Here is a 23,595-nt window from a genome sequence, read left to right as displayed (position 1 = left end):
GTGGCTATGACGGATCAGTTGGAAGCGAGCTTTGATGCGGTGGTGCAGGGTGAGCGTATCGCTGGCCTTGAGAATGAGGTGGCGGCGCTGAAGGGGGCTTTGCTTGTCCAGCAGAGGCCGGCGCTGGATGGGGTGAAGGGTGGGGCGGTCGATCCGCGTCGTGCCGCCTTTGTCGATCGCTATGTGCGGCAGGGGCTTGAGGCGGGTGTCGAACTCAAGAGCTTTTCCGGGGCTTCCGGTGCCGCGGGCGGCTATGCGGTGCCGCGGGAGATCGACCAGATCATCGATGCGACGCTGAAGGGCATTTCGCCCATTCGTTCGATCGCCAATGTCGTGCGGACGGGGACGGCGGGCTATCGCAAGCTGGTGACGTCGGGCGGCATCGTGTCCGGCTGGGCCAGCGAGACGGGGGCGCGGACGGAGACGGCGACGCCCAGCTTCAATGAGATCGTGCCGCCTTCGGGTGAGCTTTATGCCAATCCGGCGGCGTCTCAGGCGATGCTGGACGATGCGCAGTTCGATGTCGAGGGCTGGCTGGCGGGCGAGATCGCCCGCGAGTTCGCGGCGGCGGAGGGCGCGGCCTTCGTCAATGGCAATGGGACGAACAAGCCCAAGGGGTTCCTGACCTATACGACCACCAATGAGGCGGACAGCGTGCGGGCCTTCGGGTCGCTGCAATATGTGGCTTCGGGGGCTTCCGGCGCTTTTACGGCCTCGGGTCAGGACAAGCTGATCGATCTGGTGCAGAGCCTGCGGGCGCCCTATCGTCAGGGAGCCTGTTTCGTGATGAATTCGGCTACGCTGGCGGTCATTCGCAAGATGAAGACCAGCGATGGGGCGTTTATCTGGCAGCCTTCATTGGCGGCGGGGCAGCCCGCGACCTTGCTGGGCTATCCGGTGATCGAGGCGGAGGATATGCCGGATATCGCGGCGGCTTCGCTGTCGATTGCCTTTGGCAATTTCCAGACGGGCTATGTGATTTCGGAGCGGAGCGAGACGAGCATCCTGCGCGATCCGTTCAGCAACAAGCCCTTTGTCCACTTCTATGCGGTGAAGCGGATTGGCGGGGCCGTGGCGAATTCGGAGGCGATCAAGCTGATGAAGTTCGCGGCTTCCTAAAGGGGCGCCCTCATCCAACTTCGCCTAAGCGGCTTTGCCGCTAAGGCTGCGTATCCTTCTCCCGCAGGGAGAAGGACTTGTGGGGGCGTCCTGTGGGCGTCCCCCTTTTTCTTGGGGAGGGGCCATGCTGGCGGATCTCAAGGCCTGGTTGCGGATCGGGTCGGATGATGAGGATGGGGTGCTGGAGCGGCTTTTGGGAAGCGCTTCGGGGCTTTGCGAGCAGTTTATCGGGCAGTGGCTGGTGGTGCGGGAGGCTTCCGAAACTATCATGGCCGATGGGAGCTGGCAGCGGCTGATGGCGCGGCCGGTGGTGGCGATTTTGGGCGTCGAGGTGGCGGACGTGGCTTTGGCGCCGGAGGCTTATGCGGTCGATATCGATGCTGCGGGGGATGGCTGGGTGCGGGCGCGGCTGGTGGATGGGCCGGGTGCGGTGACGGTGCGGCTTCGGGCCGGGATGGCTGAGGATGCAGAGGGGCTGCCTGAGGCGATCCGGCAGGGGATCGTGCGGCTGGCGGCCGAGCATTTCGCGGCGCGGGATGGAGAGGTGGCGACGCCGCCTGCCGTGGTGAGCGCGTTGTGGCGGCCCTGGCGGCGGATGCGGCTGGCATGATCGAGCGGCTTCGGACGCTGGTGATGGAGCGGGTCGAGGCGCGGCGGCGGGGGATCGTCGCGGCGGCGGGCGCGCTTGGCGTTGAAGCGCGGGTTGAGGGCGAGGTGGTGCGATTGTCCGGGCCTGGCCTCAAGCGACGGTGGATGGGCGATCTGGCGCTGAGGGAAGCGGGAAGGGGGCGGCGATGAGCGCGGAAGTGGCGGTGCGCGGGGTAGTCGTTGCGGCTTTGCGCGGCGATGCGGATTTGATGGCGGGGTTGAACGGGGTGTTCGATGGAACGCCGGGACGGGCCAGCGCGCCTTATGGCGTGGTGGGCGATTGTGTTGCGCTGGATTGGGGCGCGAAGGATGTCGAGGGGCGGGAGCTGACCTTGACCGTCAGCCTGTTCGATGTGGGAGAGGCGCCTTCGCGGCTGGCGGGGCTGTTGGGGCGCGTGGATGCAGTCTTGCGGGCGGTTGGGTCAGCGGAGGGCTGGCGGGTTGTCAGTGCGCGGCTGGTCCGGTCGCGCCTGTCGCGGACGGGCGCGCGGGATGGGTGGCAGGCGCTGGTCGACTATCGGTTGCGCGTGGTGTGCGGCTGACGATCAGGACTTCGAATAGTCCTCGAACTCGCCGATGATCTTGTCCCTATATTCGCTGATCTGGTCGTCCGCGTCGGACTGGGCATCCTTTTCCGACATGCCGGTCGACTTGTCGTCCGCGACGATGGCGGCGCGGAAGGCGGTTTCCTGTGTGCCGCACTGCGCCTTCAGAGAGGCCTGGAAATCACTGAGCGACATCTTCTTGTCGAGCGCGGGCTGAATCTGTTTTTCCAGGCACGCCGAATAGGTCTTGCGGCCGTTGCCGACGGCGTCGCCGCTCTGTGGGGCGGCGGCCAGCAACAGCATCAGGGGGGCGGTCACGAACATTTTGGGCCTCTCTCCATATCCCGAATCTTGCACGGTTTATCTTAGAGGAGAATGCTCCATGGGCGTGGAAAAAGGAAGCGCGTTTCTATTGAAAATAGGGGATGGCGGGGCTCCGGTGGCCTATGCGACGGTCGCCGGAATGCGCACGACGCAGCTATCCGTCAATGGCGAGGCGGTGAACGTTACCAACAAGGATTCGGGCGGCTGGCGCGAGTTGCTGTCGGGCGCGGGCGTGCGGTCGGTGAGCGTGTCGGCGGCGGGGATCTTTACCGGATCGGCGGCGGAGGTGCGGCTGCGCAACCATGCGCTGGCGGGAACCATCGAGGATTATGAGCTGAGCTTCGAAAGCGGCGAGAAGATGCGCGGGCGCTTTCTGGTGACGCGGCTGGATTATGCCGGGGATTATAATGGGGAGCGCAATTATGCGCTGAGCCTGGAGAGCAGCGGCGCGGTGGTGTCGCTATGAGCGGGGCCAATGGCGCACGGGGCGAGGCCGCGCTGGAGCTGGGAGGGGAGCGGCTGGTGCTGCGGCCCAGTTTCGCGGCTTTGGTGGCGGCTGAGGAGGAGTTGGGGCCGCTGTTTTCGCTCGTGGAACGCGCGGCGGACGGGAAGCTGTCGCTGGCCGAGATGGCGGGGCTGTTTTGGCATTGTCTGGCGGAGCCGCCGGCCGGGTTGACGCGGGAAGCCCTGGGCGAGGCGATCGTGGCGGCGGGGCTGGCGACGCTGACGCCGGTTTTGCGGGGCATATTGGGCCAGATACTGGGGGGACGATGAGCTTTTTCAAGGCGGCGGCGCGGTTGGCCGGGGTCGCGGGGTGGTTGCTCGGGTGGCGGCCGGATGAGTTCTGGCGCTCGACGCCGGTGGAGCTGGAGAGCGTGTTGCGGGCGGCTCGGGGGGAAGAGGAGCCGGAGGTCGGGATGGATCGCGGGGAGTTGGAGAGGTTGAAGGCGGTGATGCCGGATGGCGGGGTGCCTGGGGCACGCCCCCACCCCCAACCCCTCCCCTGAAGGGGAGGGGATTTTTTCTTTCTTTTTCGGATTCGAGGGCGGGATGGACGAGGAAATCGACAATCTGGTCGTGCGGGTGCGGGCGGATACGCAGGGTTTTGCCCGGGATGTCGAGGCTATGCGGGGGGAATTGGAAGGGCCGCTGGCCGGCGGTGCGGAGCGGGCTGGGCGGCGGATCGAGCAGGGGTTGTTGCGGGCGGTTCGGACCGGGCAGTTCGGGTTTGAGGAACTCAAGAGCATCGCGCTGCGGGTGTTGGATGACATTGCGGCCAGCGCCTTGCGGGCTGGGATGAACAGCATCGGGGGCGATGGCGGGCTGATCGGGTTGGCCGCCTCCGCGCTGGGTTTGCCGGGGCGGGCTACCGGCGGGCCGGTGGCGCCGGGGCGGGCCTATGTCGTGGGAGAGCGGGGGCCGGAGGTCTTTGTGCCGACGGCGAGCGGGCAGGTCGTTCCGCATGGCGGTGGAGGTGCGCGGGACGTGCGGGTGAACATCGCGGTGCAGGGGCAGGGGGCGGATAACGCCCGATTATTGGCGCGCAGTGCGCGGCAGGTGGCTCGGGCGGTCAGGGGAGCGATTGGCGGATGAGCGGACTTGGGTACTGGCTTGCTGACGTGCGGCGGGGGCAAGAGGCGCGGTTCATGAAGCGCTTTGCGCCGACGCATTGGACCGTCAATTTCCCCCGGCCGATGATGGCGAGTGTGGTGACGACCGCGCCGGATGCCCCCTCTGGACCTGGATTGCGCGTGGATGCGGTTTTCTATGGGTCGGGGGATCTGGCGGGGCTGATCTGGGAGGCGGAGGACAAATGGAGTCATCCCCTGCTGGCTTATGAGACGGATCGGGATTTTCGGGACTGCATGCTGCGTTTTCGCTGGCGGAGCGGGGGGCTGCGGCGGCTGGATGAGACGCATGGGCCTACGCTGACCATCGAGGGGCGGGATGCGGAGGGGACGCCGCGGGCCTGGTATGTGCGCTTGTGGAACTATGCGAGCGGTGGGGCGGAAGATGCTGTCATTACGCTGGATTTTTCCAGCGTCAGAAGTGGCTTCCTGTTGAGTGAGGGGGAGGATGTCTGGGCGGGCGATGTGGACCGGATGTTCATCTCGCTCGCCGCGCCGGGTTATGATGCGGGCACTACGGCTTTCGCCGCCGGGGTTGAGGGGTGGTGTGAGCTTTCGGGCATAAGATGCGATGGCGCGGGGTCGGTGCTGCGGGTTGGCGACGTGGTGCTGCCGGAGCATGGGCTGTCGATGGCGACGGGCTATGACGACTGCTTCAACCAGACGCCGGAGCGGATTGTCGCTTCGATCCATGCTCTGGGGTATCGCGGGGACATTAATCATTATGTCGGGATGAGCCATTATTTCCGGCTCGAACCGTTGGGGGGCGGATTTTATATCAGTCTGGCGGGCGGCGTGTTGAATGCGCCTTGCGCGGCCTGGCATGCGGATTTTGCGCGGCAGGCCAAGGCGCTGGGGCTGGGGGTGATCTGGTCGCTTTCCTATGAATTGTTCGATGCGCATTGCTGGAATGACTGGAAGCAGCGGGCCGAGGATGGTGCGCCGGCGCTGACGGGGTGGTCGCCGCCTTCGACTTTGCTCTCGCCCGCGCATGATGGGGCGATGAGCTATTTGCGGTTGGTCGCGGGAGCCTTTGTTTCCATTGGGTTGTCGGCTGAACTGGCGATCAGCTTTCAGGTGGGCGAGCCTTGGTGGTGGGTGATGCCGGATGGGCGCATCTGTCTTTATGACGATGCGGCTCGGGCGGCTTTTGGCGGGGCGCTGGTTTCCATTGCGGATGTCCGGGGGGTCTTGAGCGCGCCTCAAAAGGCTTTGCTGGATCGGGCGGGGGAAGTGTTGGCGGCTTCGACCGCGGCGCTTTGCGGCTGGGTGAAAGGTCTGGCGCCGGGGGCGGTGACGCATTTGCTGGCCTATTTGCCGACCGTGCTCGATCCTTTGGCGCCGGAGGCGAAGCGGGCGAATATGCCCTTGGGATGGGCTTCGCCGGCCTTCGACGTGTTGCAATTGGAAGATTATGATTGGGTGACGGAGGGACGAGAGCGTCTCACCGCGCTTGGGGTTGAGCTGGCGGTCGAACGGCTGGGCTATCCGGTTCATGAGCAGCATTATTTTTCGGGCTTCGTGCTGCGGGCGGAGGATGCGGTGCAGTGGCGGGAGATTGCGGCGGCGGCGGACGCGGCGGTGCGGCGGGGGACGGCGGCGACCTTTGTCTGGGCGCTGCCGCAGGTCGCGCGGGACGGCTTTACCTGCTTCCGACTGGATGGGGAGGATGATGTGCAGGCCTTTGATGATGTGGCTTTTCCTTTGGGCGTAGGGCGGGAGGCGAGTGTGGCGCCCGCCTTTTCGACGCAGATCGTGGAGAGCGTGTCCGGGCATGAGCGGAGGAGCAGCGACTGGGCGGATGCGCGGCTGTCTTTCGATGCGGGGCCGGGTGTGCGGTCGGAGGCGGACACGGCGGCGCTGATCGCTTTCTTTCGGGCGCGGCGGGGGGCGGCGCGGGGGTTTCGGTTCAGCGATCCCTATGATGATCGCAGTTGCGGCGTTGGTGAAGCGCCGGGGCCGTTGGACCAGCGGCTGGGCCTGGGCGACGGGGTGCGGGCGGAGTTTCCGCTGCAGCGTTTCTACGGCGTTGGCGAGGAGGCGCAGGCGCGGCGGATCACGCGGCCGGTGGCGGGGACCATCCGGGTCGCCGTGGATGGGGTCGAGATGGTCGGCGGCTGGAGTCACTCCGGCCTGGGGGTGATCGCCTTTGATGAAGCTCCGGCGGAGGGCGTGGTGTTGACGGCGGGCTTTCGCTTCGATGTGCCGGTGCGCTTTGCCGAGGATCGGCTGGACATCAACCGGGCGACCTTCGCGGCTGGGGAGGCGCCTTCGGTGCTGTTGGTGGAGATCAGGGAATGAGCGGGCTGGAGGCGTTGGAAAAGCCGCTGGCGACGCTGGCCTTTTGCTGGCGGATCGAGCGGCGGGACGGGGTGACGATCGGCCTCACCAGCCATGATCGCGACCTGGAGATCGGGCACGTCCGCTATCGCGCCGCGCCGGGGATGACGCCTTCCGCCGTGCGGAGCGGGATCACGGTGGAGGGAGCCGACAGCGATGTCGAGGGCGCGCTGGTGGCGGATGCGATCAGCGAGGCGGACCTGATGGCGGGGCGCTGGGACGGGGCCGGGCTGGAATTGCGGCTGACCGAGTGGGAGGCGCCGGGTGAATTGTGGTTGCTGCTGGCGCGGGGGGAGATCGGGGCCGTCACGCGCAAGGCCGGGGCTTTTACGGCGGAGCTGGTGGGGGCGATGGCGGCTTTGAAAGCGCCGGTCGCGCCTTCGACTTCGCCGGATTGCCGGGCGGCGCTGGGGGACCGGCAGTGTCGGGTGGATCTGGCCGGGCGGCGGCGCGTGGTGGCGGTCGAGGAGGTCGAGGACGCTGTCGTGGCTGTGTCCGGGCTGGAGGCGGGGGTCTATGCCTTCGGGACTTTGCGTTGGTTGACCGGGGCCAATGGCGGGATTGTGCAGGGGGTGGTCGATAATGACGCGAGTGGCGTGACTTTGGCCGATCCGCCGTCTTTTGCTGTGGAGGTGGGGGCTTTGGCTTTGCTGACCGAGGGATGCGACCGGCAGTTGGCGACCTGTGCCGGGCGGTTCGGCAATGGGGTGAACTTTCGGGGCGAGCCTTATCTGCCGGGGACGGATTTGCTGACGCGCTATCCGGGGGCGGCTTGAACGACATTGCGGCGGCGGCTCGGGCGCTGGTGGGGGTGCGCTTTCGCCTGCATGGACGGGCGCCGGAGCGGGGTCTGGATTGCGTAGGGCTGGCGGCGCTGGTCCTGGGGCGGGTGGCGCCGCAGGGTTATGGGCTGCGCTCCGGCGATGAGCGCCAGGCGGCGGACTGGTTGCGGGCGGCAGGCCTGCGGCGGGTCGAGCCGGCGCGGGCTGGCGATCTGGCGCTGGTGCGGCCGGGGCCATTGCAGTTGCATTTGATGATCGTCGTGCCGGGCGGGCATGTCCATGCCCATGCGGGCGTGGGGCGCGTGGTGGAGATGCCGGGGGAGTCGCCCTGGCCGGTGCTGGGCTATTGGCGGCCAGAATAGCGGGACGGAATAGGAGAAAATATGGCGACGATTGTGTTGACCGCCCTTGGCACGGCCATTGGCGGGCCGCTGGGTGGCGCCATTGGCGGGCTGATCGGCAATGCCTTCGATCATGCGGTGCTGTTCAAGCCCAAGGGGGTGGAGGGGCGGCGGCTGACCGAGGTGCAGGTCCAGACCTCCACTTATGGTTCGCAGATACCCAAGCTGTTCGGGACGCTGCGGGTGGCGGGAACGGTGATCTGGGCGACGGACCTCAAGGAGACGAAGCACAAGAGCGGCGGGGGCAAGGGACGGCCCAGCGTCACCAGCTACAGCTATTCGGCCAGTTTTGCCGTGGCCTTGTCGGCGCGGGCCGTCCGGTCGGTGCGGCGCATCTGGGCGGATGGGAATCTGCTGCGGGGGGCGGCGGGGGACTTCAAGACGGAGCTGGGGGCTTTTCGGCTGCATCTGGGGGGAGAGGATCAGGCGGTCGATCCATTGATCGCGGCGGCGGAAGGCGTGGACGTGACGCCGGGGCATCGGGGAATGGCCTATGCAGTGTTCGAGGATCTGGCGCTGGCCGATTACGGCAATCGCATTCCTTCGCTCACATTCGAGGTCGAGGCGGACGAGGGAGCGGTTTCGATTGCCGGTCTGGCCGGCGAATTGAGCGGGGGGATGTTGACCGGCGACGGGTTCGGTACGGTCGACGGCATGGCGGCGAGCGGCGCCGATGTGAGCGATGCGCTGGCGCCGCTGGCGGATGCGTTCGACCTTGCCTTCGTGGCGGAAGAGGCCGGATTGCGCCTGCGGGCTTCGGGGACGGAAGGCGAGGCGCTGCTTGGGGGCGTGGGACTGTGCCGGTCGGTCAATGGGCGTGCTTTGGACGGTCTTGAGCGGTCGGGTGGTGCTGCCGATAGCGTGCCGGTGGCTTTGTCGGTGCGCTATTATGATCCGGAGCGGGACTATCAGGCGGGCGTGCAACGCGTCGGCAGGCCTGGGCCGGGGCGGCTGGAGCAGGGGGTGGACCTGCCGGTCGTGCTGTCGGGCGAGGATGCGCGGGCGCTGGCGGCGCGGAAGATGGGGATGGCCTGGACGGGGCGATCGACGATGACATTGCGGTGCGGGTGGGATGCGTTGCGCCATGCACCCGGCAATGTCGTGACGGTCGAAGGCGTGCCGGGCCTTTGGCGGATCGAGGAGCGCGAATGGGAGGCCATGGCTGTGCGGATGGGCCTTCGGCGCGTGCCGGGGGCTGGCGCGGCGATCCCGGCGGGAGCGTCTTCGGGCGCGGTCGTGCGGCAGGCGGACAGGCCGCATGGACCCACGACGCTGATGCTGGCCGACTTGCCGTCGATCAGGGAAGGGCTGGCGACGGCCCCGGTCATCGTGGCGGCGGCGAGCGGGGGCGAAGGGTGGCGTGGCGCGGCACTTTTCGCGATCGGCGCGACGGGGGAGGCTTCTCCTGTCGGGCGGACGGCTGGCCGGGCGGTGATGGGCCTTGTGGACGCGGCATTGCCTGCGGGAAGCGCGACGTTGATCGATGGCATCCATGCCGTTCAGGTCACGCTGTTGGCGGAGGACATGGAATTGAACGGGGCGGATGAGGCGGCACTGGCGTTGGGCCGCAATCTGTGTCTGGTCGGGCGGGAGCTGATCCAGTTCACTCATGTCGTTCAGACTGGTGCGGCGAGCTTCCGGCTGGAAGGACTGCGGCGGGGATTGTTCGGAACCGAATGGGCGATGGCGTCGCATGCGGAGGGAGAGAATTTCCTGCTGCTGGAGGAGGACCGGCTGGCCGAGCCGCTTGCCGCTTATGGCGGCGTGCCAGAGATCGGCGGCGGCATTCGCATCGCGGCGATCGGAGTGGGAGACAGTGAACCGAGCGATGCCCTGTTGACGATCACGGGGGAGGCCGTGGTGCCGCCCTCCCCGGTCCATGTGAAGGCGCTGGCCGATGGTGCGGGCGGCTGGATCATTGGCTGGACGAGGCGGAGCAGGAACGGGTGGCGCTGGACCAGCGGGACCGATGTGCCGTTGGGCGAAGACCGGGAGAGGTACGAACTGCGTTTGTGGGCGGGCGCGATTGAATTGCGCCGGATCGTCACGGATCAATCCGTCTGGACCTATGACGCGGCGACGGTGGCCGAAGATATGGGTGCGGGTGAGCTGGCGGTGGAGGTGCGGCAGGTCGGCTCCTATGCGTTGGGACGGGCCGCGCGCATCGTTCTGGCCGACTGATCGGCGCCTTCCTTTCTAACGAAAAAGGACAATCGAATCATGACGATGGACTCGACCTTCCGTTGGGCCTTGCCCCAGCTTTTTGCCGGGCAGGCGCAAAAGGAAATTTTCCATAATGAGGCGCTGACCCGGATCGACATGCTGCTGCATGGCGCGGTGGAAAGCGCCGATGAGGACGTGCCGCCGGCTTCGCCCGCGGTCGGTGCCTGCTGGATCGTGACGGCGGGTGCTTCCGGGGCTTGGGAAGGGCAGGACGGAGCCTTGGCCTGCTGGACCGATGGGGGGTGGCGCTTTGCCGCTCCGCGTGTGGGGCTTTCGCTATGGGTCGTGGACAGGGGGCACGTCATGCAGCATGACGGCGTGGACTGGCATGATTCCGGCGTGCGGGGGGATGGATTTTACATCGGTGGCGCGCGGGTCGTGGGAGCGCAGGCGGCAGCGATAACCGATCCATCGGGAGGTGCGACTGTCGATGCGGAAGCCCGGTCCGCCCTCGCGGCAATTCTGGGCGCGTTGCGGGCGCATGGTTTGATCGGGCTCTGATAGAGGGGCTGATCGGATCGTGACTTTGGTGTGTCCGCCTTTTACCAGAAAGCGCTTGCGAATTAGCTTTGCAGGAGGGGTAACGGCGCTCACTGCGTTATTTTTGCAACAGTTTTACCAATTGTGGACTTGCCATGAAACTTTCTAGCCGATACAGGGTTTCAGCAGTCCTTCGTGACAATTTTGAAAGGGGAATTCAGATGCGGAAGCTTGCCCTCGCGGCTGTGCTTGCGACCAGCGCCTTGGCCACCCCGGCTCTGGCGCGTGACAATAGCTGGTATGTCGGTATCGACTCCGGCGTTGTGCTCGTCGAAGATCAGGACATCACTTTCACCCCCGGTAATGGCGGTGCCGCCAGCAACACGCTTGCCGGTGTGGACTACCACAAGGGCTGGGATGGCGATGCCAATATCGGCTATGACTTCGGCGGTTTCCGTCTGGAAGCCGAGGCCGCTTACAAGCGCGCCAAGGTCGATCTGGACAAGAGCGGCTTCGGCGGCGCGGCTTCGGCCCTGTCGTTCATGCTGAACGGTTTGCTGGACTTCGGTCCCGATGACGGCCTGCAGGGCTTCGTCGGCGGCGGTGTCGGCGTGTCGCGCGGCAAGCTGGCCAATGACACTGTCAACGATTCTGACACCGGCTTCGCCTGGCAGGCGATCGCGGGCGTTCGCTATCCGCTGACCAACCATGTCGACGTCTCGCTGAAGTATCGCTTCTTCAACCAGGACGATATCAAGCTGGTTCCGGCCTACACCACCATCGGTGGCCCCGCCGGTTCGTCGGTTGACACCAAGCTGCGCACCCACAGCCTGCTGCTGGGTCTGACCTACAACTTCGGTGGTGAACCGGCTGCTCCGCCGCCGCCTCCCCCGCCGCCGCCTCCCCCGCCTCCCCCGCCGCCTCCGCCTCCGCCGCCGGTGGCCGAGTGCAGCCCTGGGCCGTACATCGTCTTCTTCGAATGGGACAAGTCGGACATCACGCCTGACGCCGCCACCATTCTGGACAACGCGGTTTCGGCCTACAGCAACTGCGGCAGCGCCCAGGTCATGCTGGCGGGCTATGCGGACCGTTCGGGTTCGGCCTCGTACAACGTCGGCCTGTCGCAGCGTCGTGCTGACGCCGTTAAGGCTTACATCTCGTCGAAGGGCATCCCCGATGGCGTGATCACGACCCAGGCGTTCGGTGAATCGAACCCCCGCGTCGAAACCGCCGACGGCGTTCGCGAACTGCAGAACCGTCGCGTGGAAATCACCTACGGTCCGGGTTCGGGTCAGTAAGATTTTCCGTCCTTCGGGATGGAAGAGGATTGAGGGGCTGGTCGGAAGACCGGCCCCTTTTTCTATGCGGCTCTCATTTATATGGCTGGGTCGCTGTTCCGGCTGATTTGCGACTGGTTTATCCAGCCCAAAAGTCGGAAAGCGGGTGACATTTTGGATCGCTTGGGCAACAAAAAGCCGTCATGCGGCGTTCGCTTCGCAGCATTCTTCTCGGGAGTTTGTTCATCATGAAAATTGCCGCAATCCTCTGGGCATTGCCGATGGCTGTCCTGGTGTCGGGCTGCGTTACTGGTTCGTCCGCGAAGGCGCCTGCCGCTGATGCTGCTGCGCCGATGGCCCACGCGAAGCTGCTCGCGGCGGATGGTTCCGCGCGGGGTGAGGCTATGGTGACGCAGGCAGCAGATGGCCTGCATGTCGTCGTGCACGCGCAAGGGCTGACGCCGGGCATGCATGCCGTGCATGTCCATACCATCGGAGCCTGTACGCCGCCCGACTTTGCAAGTGCGGGTGGTCATTGGAATCCGACAGGACATAAGCATGGGAAGGATAATCCGGATGGCATGCATATGGGCGATATGCCCAACATGATTGCTGGCGCGGATGGCGCGGGCGAAATGGAATATGTCATTCCGGGCGGAACCATCAGTGGGGGAGCAACGCCTCTGCTGGATAGCGATGGCGCGGCGGTCGTCATCCATGCGCAGGCCGATGACAACAAGACCGATCCTGCGGGCAATGCCGGTGGGCGCGTTGCTTGCGGCATATGGTCGACGGGATAACCTATGCGGGGGCGCGGCTGAATGTCGCGCCCGCTGAGGCGTAGACATTGAAGCGGGTCACGCGCCTTGATTCACTGCTTTGCAGGCTGGAAGGAGGCGAAGGGACTCCGTCCGGGATCGGTTGAATGTCGATTGGCCCTACGGCGTCTGAATATCGGCCCGATAGCGTTCGATCACATGATAGGTCGAACCTGCCTGGCCGAGATGGCTTTCATACAGGGCGAATGCATCGACGGTGAAGGGCGCGCTTGCAAAAGCGGCATGGAGGGCCATGAACGCCTCCATGGAACCGGCTGTCCGACCGAAGCGGGCCAGCGTGACATGAGGGAAATAGCTTCGATTGTCCGGTGAGAGGCCGGTATTGACACAGACACGGTCGACCTTCTGATGAAGCTGGGCGAGAGCATCACGTGGCTGTACGCCTGCCCAGAGTGTATGGACCTGGCCCTTGCGGTCGAAACAGCCGATGCCGCCAAGGGCGATCTCGAACGGTGAAAAGCGGATATTGCCGAGCGCGTCGATAAGATCATTGGTCCGGTGGCGGTCCACTTCGCCCACGAAGCGCAGGGTGATGTGCAACTGGTCGTCATCTTGCCAGCGCGCATCCATGATGCCGCTCATCAGGGCGAGCAGTCCGTTGCGGATATCGGCTGGCGGGCGGATGGCGACGAACAGGCGATGCATGATCTTCCTATAGCTGTTCTGCCGCGATAAGTCAGGTTGCGCTCTGTGCTTGAATTGAGGGCGCGATGAGCCGATAATGAGGGGGCCGGCCGCACTGATGCCGGTGAAGGAGATTATCTCATGGCCAATTGGTCCGATCCGCGTTCCGACGTTGCGGGTTTTGGCGGCACGACCATTGCGCGCGGGGAGGCGTTCGACGCTGGCCTGCGTAGTTATATGCTGTCGGTCTACAATTATATGGCGAGCGGCGTGCTGCTGACCGGTCTGGTCGCGATGCTGTTCGCGTCGAGCGGTCTTGCCTATCAGATCCTGGCTGGGCCCGGTATCCTGAAATATGTCATCATGTTTGCGCCATTGCTGTTCGTGATGACCATGAGCTTTGGCATCAACCGCTTGTCGACTTTCGCGATGCAGGCGATGTTCTGGGCCTATGCCGCGGTGATGGGGCTGTCGCTCTCGTCCATCCTGCTCGTCTATACCGGCACCTCGGTCGCGCAGACCTTCTTCGCGACGGCGGCGGCTTTTGCGGGCCTCAGCCTCTGGGGTTATACGACGAAGCGTGACCTTTCGGGTCTCGGCACTTTCCTCATCATGGGTGTCGTCGGTCTGCTGGTCGCCAGCCTCATCAACCTGTTCTTCCGGTCGAGCGCGATGAATCTGGTGATCAGCTTCATCGGCGTACTGCTGTTCGCGGGCCTGACGGCTTATGACACGCAGAAGATCAAGAGCATCTATGCCTATGTCGCGGGTACGGACATGATGGGCAAGTCGGTGGTGATGGGGGCGCTGAACCTTTATCTCGACTTCATCAACATGTTCCTGTTCCTGCTGCGCTTCATGGGCAGTCAGCGCAACTGAAGACAGTCTTGCCAAGACAGGAAAAGGCCCGGCGCAGCGATCCGCCGGGCCTTTTGCTTCAGGCGGGCTTCTGCATTTCCGCGATCAGGGCGTTGTCCAGTTCCTTCTGTCGCTTATAGGCCGGGCGTTCCCGCAGGCGGGCGGCATAGGCTTCGAAGGGCGGACGGCTGGGGATCGTGCCGAAGCTGAGACCCCAATCGACCTGCGCGCCGACATAGACGTCGGCGGCGGTGAACTGATCGCCGCAAATCCAGGCCGGGCCGGAAACGGCGCTTTCCAGGGCATCGATCGTGTGGTCGAATGTGCCATAGCCCGCCATGCGCTCGCGGTCTTCGGGAACGACAAAGCCGAGTGCCTTATTGGTGATGGCGGCCTCGACCGGCCCCGCCGCAAAGAAGAGCCAGCGATAATAGTCGGCACGGTCATCGGTGGAGGGCGCAAGGCCCGCGGCGGGGAAAGCGTCCGCCAGATAGGCGCAGATGGCGGCGCATTCCGTCACCACCTTGCCGGCATGGACGATGGCCGGAACCTTGCCCATCGGGTTGATCGCTAGATAATTGGCGGACTTCATGCCGTTCTCGCCATAGTCCAGCACCACCATTTCATAAGGCTGGCCGACTTCCTCCAGCATCCAGCGGACGATCTGCCCGCGCGACATGGGGTTGGTGTAGAAGGTGATTGCATTTGGCATCACGACTCTCCCGCTATTGGCCTCTGACGCCTTTTGTGCCCTTTGGGGAATGATCCGCAAAGCTTTTGCGTGGGCATGAAGGGTTCACGGAACTGGAGAGGGCCGAAGATCAGGATAGTCTTGGTCTGGATCAGGCCATCCCGGTCCGTCCAGTAGCCTCATATGACAAGGGCGACCCTATGCTATGGGCCGCCCTTGATCATTCGTTACCGCTGGATGCGCCAGGCTTATTTCGTGGATTCCGCAGGCTTCGCCTTGCTACCCTTCTTGCCCTTTTTGGGAGCCGCCGGGGTGATTTCGAAGGCGAGGGCGTCGTCCTTCAACCGGACATGGACCTCGCCGCCATGGACGAGCTTACCGAACAGCAGTTCCTCGGCCAGCGGCTGCTTGATCTTCTCCTGCATCAGGCGGCCCATCGGACGCGCGCCGTAGAGCTTGTCATAGCCGCGCTTGGTGAGCCAGGCCTTGGCCTCGTCGTCCAGGGTGATGTGGACGTCGCGGTCGGCCAGTTGCAGTTCGAGCTGGAGCACGAACTTGTCGATGACCCGCGCCACGATTTCCGGTGGCAGATAGCCGAAGGGCACGATCGCATCGAGGCGGTTGCGGAATTCGGGGGTGAAGAGCTTCTTCACCGCATCTTCCTGCACATCCTCGCGGGTGAACTCGCCAAAGCCGATGCTCTCCTTCGCCATGTCCGATGCACCGGCATTGGTGGTCATGATGAGGATGGTGTTGCGAAAATCCACCGACTTGCCATGGTGATCGGTCAGGCGGCCATTGTCCATCACCTGCAACAATATGTTGAACAGGTCAGGGTGAGCCTTTTCGACCTCATCGAGCAGCAGTACGCAGTGCGGATTCTGGTCGACCGCATCGGTCAGCAGGCCGCCCTGGTCATAACCGACATAGCCCGGAGGCGCGCCGATCAGGCGGCTGACCGAGTGCCGTTCCATATATTCCGACATGTCGAACCGCTGGAGCGGGATGCCGAGCAGATGGGCGAGCTGACGCGCGACCTCCGTCTTGCCGACGCCGGTAGGGCCGGAGAAGAGATAGTTGCCGATCGGCTTGTCCGGATCGCGCAGGCCCGCCCGTGACAGCTTGATCGCGCTGGACAGGACTTCGATTGCCCGGTTCTGGCCGAAGACGACGCGCTTCAAATCCGTGTCGAGCGTTTCCAGCACCGATTTGTCGTCCGCCGACACGGTCTTGGGAGGGATGCGGGCCATGGTCGCGATGACCTGCTCGATCTCCTTGGGGGTGATCGTCTTCTTGCGCTTGCTGGGCACGACCAGCATCTGCATTGCGCCGACCTCGTCGATCACGTCGATCGCCTTGTCGGGCAGCTTGCGATCATTGATGTAGCGCGCCGACAGTTCCACTGCCGCCTTGATCGCGTCGGGGGTGTATTTGACGTTGTGATGCTCCTCGAAGGCGCTGCGCAGCCCGGCGAGAATCTTGATCGTGTCCTCGATCGTGGGTTCGTTGACGTCGATCTTCTGGAACCGGCGCAACAGAGCGCGGTCCTTCTCGAAATGGTTGCGGAACTCCTTGTAGGTGGTCGAACCGATGCAGCGGATCGTGCCGCCCGACAGTGCGGGCTTCAGCAGGTTCGATGCATCCATCGCGCCGCCAGAGGTAGCGCCCGCGCCGATGACGGTGTGGATCTCATCGATGAAGAGGACCGCATGCGGCATTTTTTCCAGCTCGGTCACGACTGCCTTCAGCCGTTCCTCGAAATCGCCGCGATAGCGGGTGCCGGCCAGCAGCGCGCCCATGTCGAGCGAGTAGATCACCGCTTCCTTCAGGACATCGGGAACCTCGCCCTCGACGATCTTGCGTGCCAGACCTTCCGCGATGGCAGTCTTGCCCACGCCCGGATCGCCCACATAAAGCGGGTTGTTCTTCGACCGCCGGCAGAGGATCTGGATCGTCCGGTCGACTTCGGATGCGCGGCCGATCAGCGGGTCAACCTTGCCCCGCGCCGCCTTTTCATTGAGGTTGACGGTGAACTGCTCCAAGGCACTGTCCTTCTTGCCCTTGCTGTCCTGCACCTTCTTTTCCTCTTCCTGAGCGCCCTTGGTCTCGCGCTGCTCAGGGATGGCCGTGCCCTTGCCGACGCCGTGGCTGATGTAGCTGACCGCATCCAGGCGGCTCATGTCCTGCTGCTGGAGGAAGTATACGGCATAGCTTTCCCGCTCGGAAAAGAGCGCGACGAGGACGTTTGCGCCCGTCACTTCATCTTTGCCGGAGGATTGGACGTGCAGGATCGCGCGCTGGACCACCCGCTGGAAGCCGCTGGTGGGGGAGGGGTCGCTGGCCCCTTCGACCTTCAGGCTGTCCAGTTCGGAGTCGAGATATTGCGTCACGGCGTCGCTCAACTCGCCAAGTTCCACGCCGCAGGCCTGCATCACCTTCGACGCATGTTCATCGTCGATCAGCGCGAGCAGCAGATGCTCCAGCGTCGCATATTCGTGACGACGCTCTGAAGCGTGGGTCAGCGCATTATGCAGGGTGGTTTCAAGGGCGGGTGCGAAAGATGGCATGTCTTTTATACTCCTGACCCCAAAGAGGGGCTGTACTTGAACCATATGTCGGCATTGCTCGACGGCGGATCAAGATGGGCATCTCGACCACCGGAATTGCCAGACTGCCCGTGCCCGGTGGAGCCTTTGGCAAGGCCGCAGAGGGCGGGGCGCGGGTTCATCGCTTGAATAACGCCTCAGCACTTGCTTTGTGGTTAACGGCGCTTTCAATCTTTGATTGGATTCGGGCGATTTCGCCCTCCAGCGCTATGATGCGCGCTTCCAGATCGGCCACGGAAAGTGGGCCCAGATCCTGTCGGAGCAGTTGGGCCAGCGGATCATCAGCCTTTCTCGGCAGATCGTTATCCATGTCCATGTCGTGCAATGTTGACCCTGCGGACCAGTCTGTCAATAAGGCCTTCATTCCGCCCGTCGATTTAGGTGCGGTGCAACATTTGCCGCGGGGGCAGCAATGGCTATCGAAGGCCCAGGGCCGAACGAAACAGTGCCGAGCGAAATGACGGCGATCGGCATAAAGGTTCCGGGCGGGCCGGATGCGCTGGCGCCAGAGCGGCGGCCGGTTCCCGTGCCTGGTCCCGATGAAGTGCTGATCAAGGTCGCGGCGGCCGGGATCAATCGCCCGGACGTGATGCAGCGCCAGGGCAAATATCCGCCGCCGCCGGGCGCTTCGGACATTCCGGGGCTGGAGGTTTCGGGCGTGATTGTCGCTGCGGGCGGGAGCGCCGGGCAGCTTGTCGGCCGCCGGGTCTGCGCTCTGCTGCCGGGCGGGGGCTATGCTGAATATGCGGTCGCGCCGGCGGGCCAATGCCTGCCCGTGCCGGACGATTATGATCTGGTGGAGGCGGCGGCACTGCCGGAGACGCTGTTCACCGTGTGGAGCAACCTGTTCGAGCGCGCCTATGTGGTCGAGGGTGACATCGTGCTGGTCCATGGCGGCGCCAGCGGTATCGGCACCATGGCGATCACGCTCTGCAAGCTGTTCGACATTGCCATCATCGTGACCTGCGGCAGCGATGAAAAATGCGAACAGGCCAAGGGCTGGGGCGCGGATCATGCGATCAATTACCGCACCCAGGACTATGTCGAGGAGGTCAAGCGGATCACTGGCGGGCAGGGGGTGCAGGCGGTCCTGGACATGGTTGGCGGCGCCTATGTTCCGCGCAATATCCAGTGCCTGGCCGAAGATGGGCGCCATGTATCCATCGCCGTGATGAGCGGGGCCAAAACGGAAGTCTTCATTCCCACGATCATGAGCAAGCGGCTGACCCTGACGGGATCGACGCTGCGGCCGCGATCGGTGGCGTTCAAGAGCCTGGTGGCGGATGAGCTGATGCGGGTGGTGTGGACCTTCATCGAACAGGGCAAGTTGCGGCCTGCGATAGACAGCCGCTTTCCCCTGGTGGAAGCTGCAAAGGCCCATGGGCGCATGGATGCGGGCGACCATTTCGGGAAGATCGTGTTGACGGTTTGACGGGTGGCGGAGGGTCTGTCTTTCGCTGGGATGACGATATTATCAAACGTCCATTTTTGGCCAAAACCGTAGCATTTCCGTCACATTCGCTGCGGAGTTGTAACATAGACCGGCTATGGATTCGCTCCTGAGAGAAACTGCTCAGGGGTCGTATCATGAACGTCATCACACGCCTGCCTTTCCTGGCGGAGTTGGACGATGGCGCCGACGACAAGTTCGCCATTCCCGAACGGGAAGGGAAGCGTCGCCGCTATCGCACGATCTGGATTTCGGACATTCACCTCGGCACGCGCGGCTGCAACGCGAAGATGCTGATCGACTTCCTCGACAGCGTCGATAGCGACACCATGTATCTGGTGGGTGACATCATCGACGGTTGGCGGCTTAAAAGGCGCTTCTACTGGCCCGCCGCGCATAATGACGTGGTGTGGCGCGTGATGAAGCGCGCCAAGCGCGGCACTCGCGTCATCTACATCCCCGGCAATCATGACGAGATGTTCCGCCAGTTCACCGGCCTCAGCTTCGGCGGCGTCGAAATCCGGCGCAAGGCGATCCATGAGACGGTTGATGGCCGCAAGCTGCTGGTCCTGCACGGTGATGAATTCGACACGATCATGCTCGCGCACCGCTGGCTCGCCTTCATCGGTGATGCCGCCTATACCATGTTGATGCGCGTCAATATCATTGTGAACGCGGTGCGTCAGCGCATGGGCCTGCCCTATTGGTCGCTCAGCAAGATGGCCAAGCACAAGGTCAAGAACGCTGTCGAGTTCATCTCCCGCTTCGAGGAAGTGGTGGCGCATGAAGCCGGATCGCGCGGCGTCGACGGGGTGGTCTGCGGCCATATCCACAATGCCGAAATCCGCGAGATCGCCGGCGTCGAATATTATAATGACGGCGATTGGGTGGAAGGCTGCACCGCTTTGGTCGAGCATTTCGACGGCCGGATGGAAGTGCTGCACTGGGCCGACGAGATCGCCAGGCGCACCGCCGAAGAACCCTCGCGGATCGCAGCCTGACGGGAGGAGAGCCGATGCGCCCACCCCCCATGCGTATCATCATCATTACCGACGCCTGGAGCCCGCAGGTGAACGGCGTTGTCCGGACCCTCCAGACCATGCAGGCGGAACTGGAAAAGATGGGGCATGAGGTGAAGGTGATCTCGCCCGATCTCTTTGGCTCCATTCCTTGTCCGACCTATCCGGAAATCCGTCTGGCCTTCGTCCGGTCGACCATTATGGGCCAGATGATCGCGGCCTTTCGTCCCGATGCGATCCATCTGGCGACTGAAGGTCCGCTCTGCCTTGCGGCCCGGCGCTGGTGCCTGCGCAGCGGCATCCGCTTCACCACCGCCTATCACACGCATTTCCCAGACTATGTGGCGCAGCGTACCGGCCTGCCCGCAGCCTGGTTCTGGCGCTATATCCGCTGGTTTCATGGCCCTGCCGAAGCGGTGCTGGTGTCGACCCGTTCGGTGCGGCAGCAACTCCGCGCCCATGGGCTGGCACAGGTGCGCGCCTGGGGCCGGGGAGTGGACCTTGCCGCCTTCACGCCACAAGCGACGCCGCCCGCCGCCTTTGCCGACCTGCCGCGTCCGATCCAGCTCTATGTCGGGCGGGTCGCGATCGAGAAGAATCTGGAAGCCTTCCTCGCCAGCGAGCATCCCGGCACCAAGGTCGTGGTGGGTGACGGCCCGGCCCGCGCCATGCTGGAAAAAGCTTATCCGCAGGCGCATTTTCTGGGGCCGATGTTCGGCACCGATCTGGCCGGCGCTTATGCCGGTGCCGATGTCTTCGTCTTTCCCAGCCGCACCGATACTTTCGGCCTGGTCATGATCGAGGCGCTGGCTTGCGGCACGCCGGTGGCGGCCTATCCCGTCACCGGCCCTGTCGACATCGTCACCCCGGAAACCGGCGCATTGTCCGACCGGCTGGAGCATGCCATCGCCGCCGCGCTCCTCTGCGACCGCGAAATCTGCGCCGCCTATGGCCGGAGCTTTAGCTGGGAACGCAGCGCGCAGGAATTTCTGACCGGCCTGCACAATATCGATCCCCAGGCGCTCGACAGCGCCGCCTGACGCTTTTCCTTGCCCGGCGGGGCGGGATGCACTATCTCAGGTCGGGCGTGGCCGCCCTGCTTGGGCGGCCCTTATCGTTTTTAAGCGCCGTTTTATGCCGGAGAATTCCCGTGTCCCAGCCTCTCATGCCCCATGCGACAGCCAGTTGGCTGGTCGACAACACCGCGCTGAGCTTCGACCAGATTGCGGAGTTTTGCGGGCTGCACATCCTGGAAGTGCAGGCGATTGCCGACGATACCGCAGGCACCAAATATACCGGCCGCGATCCGGTCCGCGCCCATGAAATCACGATGGAGGAAATCCACAAGGGCGAGTCCAATCCGGACTATCGGCTCAAGATGCTCAAAGGCCCGGAGCCGGTCCGCCGGACCAAGGGGCCGCGCTACACCCCCGTCAGCAAGCGCCAGGATAAGCCCGATGGCATCGCCTGGATCTTGCGCAACCACCCCGAAATTTCGGACGGCGCGATCGGCAAGCTGATCGGCACCACCCGCACCACCATCGCCGCGATCCGCGACCGCACGCATTGGAACATCTCCAACATCGTGCCCAAGGACCCGGTGACGCTCGGTCTCTGCTCGCAGCGGGAACTGGACGCGCTGGTGACGAAGGCGGCGAAGAAGGCGGGCATCGAAGCGCCCACCGATTCGCGTCTGGACGGCGACCGCGAGGCGTTGATCAACGAACTGCGCCGTGAGCGCGAGGACGCCACCCGCCGCGCGGAAGAGGCGCTCAAGAGCGAGTCCGATTTCATTTCGGGCGCCGCGAAGATCCTCGATCCGTTCAGCGACAATAAGGGTCACATTTGATGCCGTAACGTCATTCCGCCAGAGGTGGAGTGACGACCGGATGCTCATGCAAAAGGGCCGCGCCTTGACCGCAAGGCGCGGCCCTTTTTGTCGTGCTTGACGCTTGCGTAAAGGGAAGGCGTAACTTACACCTGTACAAATGGAGAGCAGCGAAAATATCTGGAAAACCCGCTATAATCACCCCTCCGCCTGGGAACAGACATTCCCGCCCTTGTCGATGGTGGACATGGTGGCGAACAGCGCCACGGCCAAGCCGGATGCGGTGATGATCGATTTCATGGGTCGCAAGACGACCTATGACGCGATGTTCCATATCATCCGGCGGATCGCCAGGGGATTGCAGGATCTGGGCGTCCGGAAGGGCGATCGGGTCGGGCTCTATCTGCCCAATGTCCCCCATTATGTCGCGGCCTATTATGGCGCGATGATGGCCGGGGCGACGGTCGTCAATTACTCCCCTCTCTACACCGCCGCCGAACTGGAACATCAGGTCGAGGACAGCGGCACCAACATCCTCTTTACCCTGTCGGCCAAGGCGCTGCTGCCCACGGCGCTGAAAGTGCTGGACAATAGCAGCCTTGAGCGACTGGTCGTCGGCTGCGTCGCGGAAGTCCTGCCACCCGCCAAATCGGTGCTGTTCCGCCTGTTCAAGCGCAAGGAGACCGCCACGGTCCCGCACGACCCGCGCATTACTCATTATGCCGACCTGCTGCGCCATGGCGAGAACCCCACGCCGGTCGCGATCGACCCGGAACAGGACATCGCCCTGCTGCAATATACCGGCGGCACCACAGGCCGGCCTAAGGGCGCGATGCTGACCCATCAGAACCTCACCGCCAATGCGCGGCAGGTCCGCTTGATCGACCCGCATCCCGAGGCGCCCGACCGCATATTGGCGGTGCTGCCCTTCTTCCACGTCTTCGCCAACACCTGCGTCCTCAACCGCACGGTGCTGAACGGCGGCGAGATGGTGATGCTGCCGCGCTTCGAGGGCACGCAGGTGCTGGCCGCGATCCAGCGGACCAAGGCGACGTCGCTGCCCGGTGTGCCGACCATGTACCAGGCGCTGCTGGATCATCCTGCCACGCCCAATATCGACTTTTCCTCCCTGCGCCTGTGCATTTCCGGCGGCGCGCCCTTGCCGCTGGAGGTCAAGCAGCGGTTCGAGGCGATGACCCACAGCAAGCTGGTCGAAGGCTATGGCCTCACCGAAAGCAGCCCGGTCGTCTGCTCCAACCCCTATGAGGGGCTCAACAAGTCCGGCACCGTGGGGCAGCCGGTCCCCGGCACCCGCGTCAAGCTGGTCGACCGCGAGGACCCGACCCGTCCGCCGCCCGAAGGTGAACCGGGCGAGCTGGTCTTTGCCGGGCCGCAGATCATGAAGGGCTATTGGCAGCGGCCTGACGCCGATCTGGAGGTGTTCGTCGACGGCTGGCTGCGCACCGGCGATGTCGGGTTGATCGACGAGGACGGCTATGTGAAGATCGTCGACCGGTTGAAGGACATGATCGCCGTGGGCGGGTTCAAGGTCTTTCCCAGCGAGGTCGAGAAGATTCTCTACCACCATCCGGCGGTCAAGGAAGCGCTGGTGATCGGCATTCCCGACCATTATCGCGGCGAGTGCCCGAAGGCCTTCGTCACCTTGCAGGAGGGCTTTGGCATCGACGGCGCCGCGCTCAAGGAGTGGCTGAACCCGCAATTGGGCAAGCATGAGAAGGTATGCGAGGTGGAGGTGCGCCTCAACCTGCCCAAGACGCTGGTCGGCAAGCTGTCCCGCAAGGAACTGGTGGCCGAAGAGCGTGCCAAGGCGGAAGCGGCAACGCCGCAGACTGGAACCGCGGGCTGATCCTTCCTATCTGTGCGGTCGACGCAAGGACAGTTGGGCAAGGACA

General features: G+C 64.2%; 26 protein-coding genes. 21 read left to right on the top strand and 5 right to left on the bottom strand.

Translation table 11 applies throughout. The annotated features are described in order from the left end of the window. Window positions 1-6: 6 nt before the first annotated feature. The 4 genes from HHL26_RS13155 (at window position 7) to HHL26_RS13140 (ending at window position 2,309) form a co-directional block, all read left to right on the top strand. A complete protein-coding gene (locus HHL26_RS13155) occupies window positions 7-1,119 on the top strand; it encodes a phage major capsid protein (protein WP_066555608.1) in 1,113 nt (370 codons plus the stop codon). Between the two features lie 124 nt (window positions 1,120-1,243). Further along, a complete protein-coding gene (locus HHL26_RS13150; protein ID WP_066555609.1) occupies window positions 1,244-1,729 on the top strand; it encodes a phage head-tail connector protein in 486 nt (161 codons plus the stop codon). Further along, entirely contained in the window at window positions 1,726-1,917 is a 192-nt protein-coding gene (locus tag HHL26_RS13145; protein WP_066561485.1) for a hypothetical protein, read from the top strand. The genes HHL26_RS13150 and HHL26_RS13145 overlap by 4 nt, the downstream gene beginning before the upstream one ends. After that, on the top strand, window positions 1,914-2,309 hold the full coding sequence (locus HHL26_RS13140; RefSeq protein WP_066555614.1) for a DUF3168 domain-containing protein: 396 nt from the start codon (window positions 1,914-1,916) through the stop codon (window positions 2,307-2,309). The genes HHL26_RS13145 and HHL26_RS13140 overlap by 4 nt, the downstream gene beginning before the upstream one ends. Window positions 2,310-2,312: 3 nt before the next feature. On the opposite strand, the gene HHL26_RS13135 is transcribed toward HHL26_RS13140, so the two are convergent. Next, the gene (locus tag HHL26_RS13135) at window positions 2,313-2,636 is read right to left on the bottom strand and encodes a hypothetical protein (protein ID WP_066555616.1); all 324 of its coding nucleotides are present in this window, start codon (window positions 2,634-2,636) and stop codon (window positions 2,313-2,315) included. A gap of 58 nt (window positions 2,637-2,694) precedes the next feature. Between HHL26_RS13135 and HHL26_RS13130 the strand changes: the two genes are divergently transcribed. From HHL26_RS13130 to HHL26_RS13080, 11 genes are all read left to right on the top strand, one after another. Further along, window positions 2,695-3,102: a phage tail protein gene (locus HHL26_RS13130; RefSeq protein ID WP_066555617.1), complete on the top strand. Its 408-nt coding sequence runs from the start codon at window positions 2,695-2,697 to the stop codon at window positions 3,100-3,102. Beyond that, window positions 3,099-3,410, top strand: coding sequence for a gene transfer agent family protein (locus HHL26_RS13125; protein WP_066555621.1), 312 nt, complete (start codon window positions 3,099-3,101; stop codon window positions 3,408-3,410). The genes HHL26_RS13130 and HHL26_RS13125 overlap by 4 nt, the downstream gene beginning before the upstream one ends. Then, window positions 3,407-3,643, top strand: coding sequence for a phage tail assembly chaperone (locus HHL26_RS13120; protein WP_066555623.1), 237 nt, complete (start codon window positions 3,407-3,409; stop codon window positions 3,641-3,643). The genes HHL26_RS13125 and HHL26_RS13120 overlap by 4 nt, the downstream gene beginning before the upstream one ends. 43 nt (window positions 3,644-3,686) lie before the next feature. After that, window positions 3,687-4,229 (top strand): tail tape measure protein, encoded by a 543-nt coding sequence (locus HHL26_RS13115; protein ID WP_066555624.1) that lies wholly within the window; start codon window positions 3,687-3,689, stop codon window positions 4,227-4,229. Further along, window positions 4,226-6,565 (top strand): DUF2460 domain-containing protein, encoded by a 2,340-nt coding sequence (locus HHL26_RS13110; protein WP_066555626.1) that lies wholly within the window; start codon window positions 4,226-4,228, stop codon window positions 6,563-6,565. The genes HHL26_RS13115 and HHL26_RS13110 overlap by 4 nt, the downstream gene beginning before the upstream one ends. Beyond that, window positions 6,562-7,380 carry a DUF2163 domain-containing protein gene (locus HHL26_RS13105; RefSeq protein WP_066555629.1) on the top strand — a complete coding sequence of 273 codons (819 nt, stop codon included), beginning with the start codon at window positions 6,562-6,564 and terminating at the stop codon, window positions 7,378-7,380. Before HHL26_RS13110 ends, HHL26_RS13105 begins: the two co-directional genes overlap by 4 nt. Then, a complete protein-coding gene (locus HHL26_RS13100) occupies window positions 7,377-7,748 on the top strand; it encodes a hypothetical protein (protein WP_066555631.1) in 372 nt (123 codons plus the stop codon). The genes HHL26_RS13105 and HHL26_RS13100 overlap by 4 nt, the downstream gene beginning before the upstream one ends. 21 nt (window positions 7,749-7,769) lie before the next feature. Further along, on the top strand, window positions 7,770-9,968 hold the full coding sequence (locus tag HHL26_RS13095; RefSeq protein WP_066555633.1) for a phage tail protein: 2,199 nt from the start codon (window positions 7,770-7,772) through the stop codon (window positions 9,966-9,968). Window positions 9,969-10,007: 39 nt separating this feature from the next. Next, window positions 10,008-10,511 carry a DUF2793 domain-containing protein gene (locus HHL26_RS13090; protein ID WP_066555635.1) on the top strand — a complete coding sequence of 168 codons (504 nt, stop codon included), beginning with the start codon at window positions 10,008-10,010 and terminating at the stop codon, window positions 10,509-10,511. Between the two features lie 200 nt (window positions 10,512-10,711). Continuing rightward, window positions 10,712-11,788, top strand: a complete 1,077-nt coding sequence (locus tag HHL26_RS13085) for an OmpA family protein (RefSeq protein ID WP_066555639.1) — start codon at window positions 10,712-10,714, stop codon at window positions 11,786-11,788. A gap of 227 nt (window positions 11,789-12,015) precedes the next feature. Further along, window positions 12,016-12,567, top strand: coding sequence for a superoxide dismutase family protein (locus HHL26_RS13080; RefSeq protein ID WP_066561487.1), 552 nt, complete (start codon window positions 12,016-12,018; stop codon window positions 12,565-12,567). 138 nt (window positions 12,568-12,705) lie between these two features. Here HHL26_RS13080 and thpR read toward each other — a convergent pair whose 3' ends face one another. Next, window positions 12,706-13,251: an RNA 2',3'-cyclic phosphodiesterase gene (thpR, locus tag HHL26_RS13075; RefSeq protein ID WP_066555641.1), complete on the bottom strand. Its 546-nt coding sequence runs from the start codon at window positions 13,249-13,251 to the stop codon at window positions 12,706-12,708. 120 nt (window positions 13,252-13,371) lie between these two features. On the opposite strand from thpR, the gene HHL26_RS13070 reads away from it, so the two are divergent. After that, entirely contained in the window at window positions 13,372-14,109 is a 738-nt protein-coding gene (locus tag HHL26_RS13070) for a Bax inhibitor-1/YccA family protein (protein ID WP_066555643.1), read from the top strand. A 58-nt stretch (window positions 14,110-14,167) separates the two neighbouring features. Here HHL26_RS13070 and HHL26_RS13065 read toward each other — a convergent pair whose 3' ends face one another. The 3 genes from HHL26_RS13065 to HHL26_RS13055 all read right to left on the bottom strand — a co-directional run bounded on the left by HHL26_RS13065 (window position 14,168) and on the right by HHL26_RS13055 (window position 17,701). After that, window positions 14,168-14,800: a glutathione S-transferase gene (locus tag HHL26_RS13065; protein ID WP_066555645.1), complete on the bottom strand. Its 633-nt coding sequence runs from the start codon at window positions 14,798-14,800 to the stop codon at window positions 14,168-14,170. Window positions 14,801-15,027: 227 nt separating this feature from the next. Then, window positions 15,028-17,346: an ATP-dependent Clp protease ATP-binding subunit ClpA gene (clpA, locus tag HHL26_RS13060; protein ID WP_066555647.1), complete on the bottom strand. Its 2,319-nt coding sequence runs from the start codon at window positions 17,344-17,346 to the stop codon at window positions 15,028-15,030. 157 nt (window positions 17,347-17,503) lie between these two features. Further along, window positions 17,504-17,701 carry a DUF1192 domain-containing protein gene (locus tag HHL26_RS13055; RefSeq protein WP_082748472.1) on the bottom strand — a complete coding sequence of 66 codons (198 nt, stop codon included), beginning with the start codon at window positions 17,699-17,701 and terminating at the stop codon, window positions 17,504-17,506. Window positions 17,702-17,797: 96 nt separating this feature from the next. Here HHL26_RS13055 and HHL26_RS13050 point away from each other — a divergent pair, with 96 nt between their 5' ends. The 5 genes from HHL26_RS13050 (at window position 17,798) to HHL26_RS13030 (ending at window position 23,549) form a co-directional block, all read left to right on the top strand. Then, a complete protein-coding gene (locus HHL26_RS13050) occupies window positions 17,798-18,817 on the top strand; it encodes an NAD(P)H-quinone oxidoreductase (RefSeq protein WP_066555649.1) in 1,020 nt (339 codons plus the stop codon). 155 nt (window positions 18,818-18,972) lie between these two features. Beyond that, entirely contained in the window at window positions 18,973-19,836 is an 864-nt protein-coding gene (locus HHL26_RS13045; protein ID WP_066555651.1) for a UDP-2,3-diacylglucosamine diphosphatase, read from the top strand. A gap of 29 nt (window positions 19,837-19,865) precedes the next feature. After that, window positions 19,866-20,894, top strand: coding sequence for a glycosyltransferase family 1 protein (locus tag HHL26_RS13040; protein WP_066555653.1), 1,029 nt, complete (start codon window positions 19,866-19,868; stop codon window positions 20,892-20,894). A 125-nt stretch (window positions 20,895-21,019) separates the two neighbouring features. Beyond that, window positions 21,020-21,703, top strand: coding sequence for a DUF1013 domain-containing protein (locus HHL26_RS13035; RefSeq protein WP_066555655.1), 684 nt, complete (start codon window positions 21,020-21,022; stop codon window positions 21,701-21,703). A 139-nt stretch (window positions 21,704-21,842) separates the two neighbouring features. Then, window positions 21,843-23,549 carry a long-chain fatty acid--CoA ligase gene (locus HHL26_RS13030; RefSeq protein WP_066555657.1) on the top strand — a complete coding sequence of 569 codons (1,707 nt, stop codon included), beginning with the start codon at window positions 21,843-21,845 and terminating at the stop codon, window positions 23,547-23,549. Window positions 23,550-23,595: the final 46 nt, after the last annotated feature.

Origin of the sequence: Sphingobium sp. TB-6 (assembly GCF_012927365.1) — a bacterium.
Lineage (GTDB): Bacteria > Pseudomonadota > Alphaproteobacteria > Sphingomonadales > Sphingomonadaceae > Sphingobium.
The sequence above is the reverse complement of the archived record's forward strand: the minus strand, read 5'-3'. Positions and strand labels throughout refer to the sequence as shown.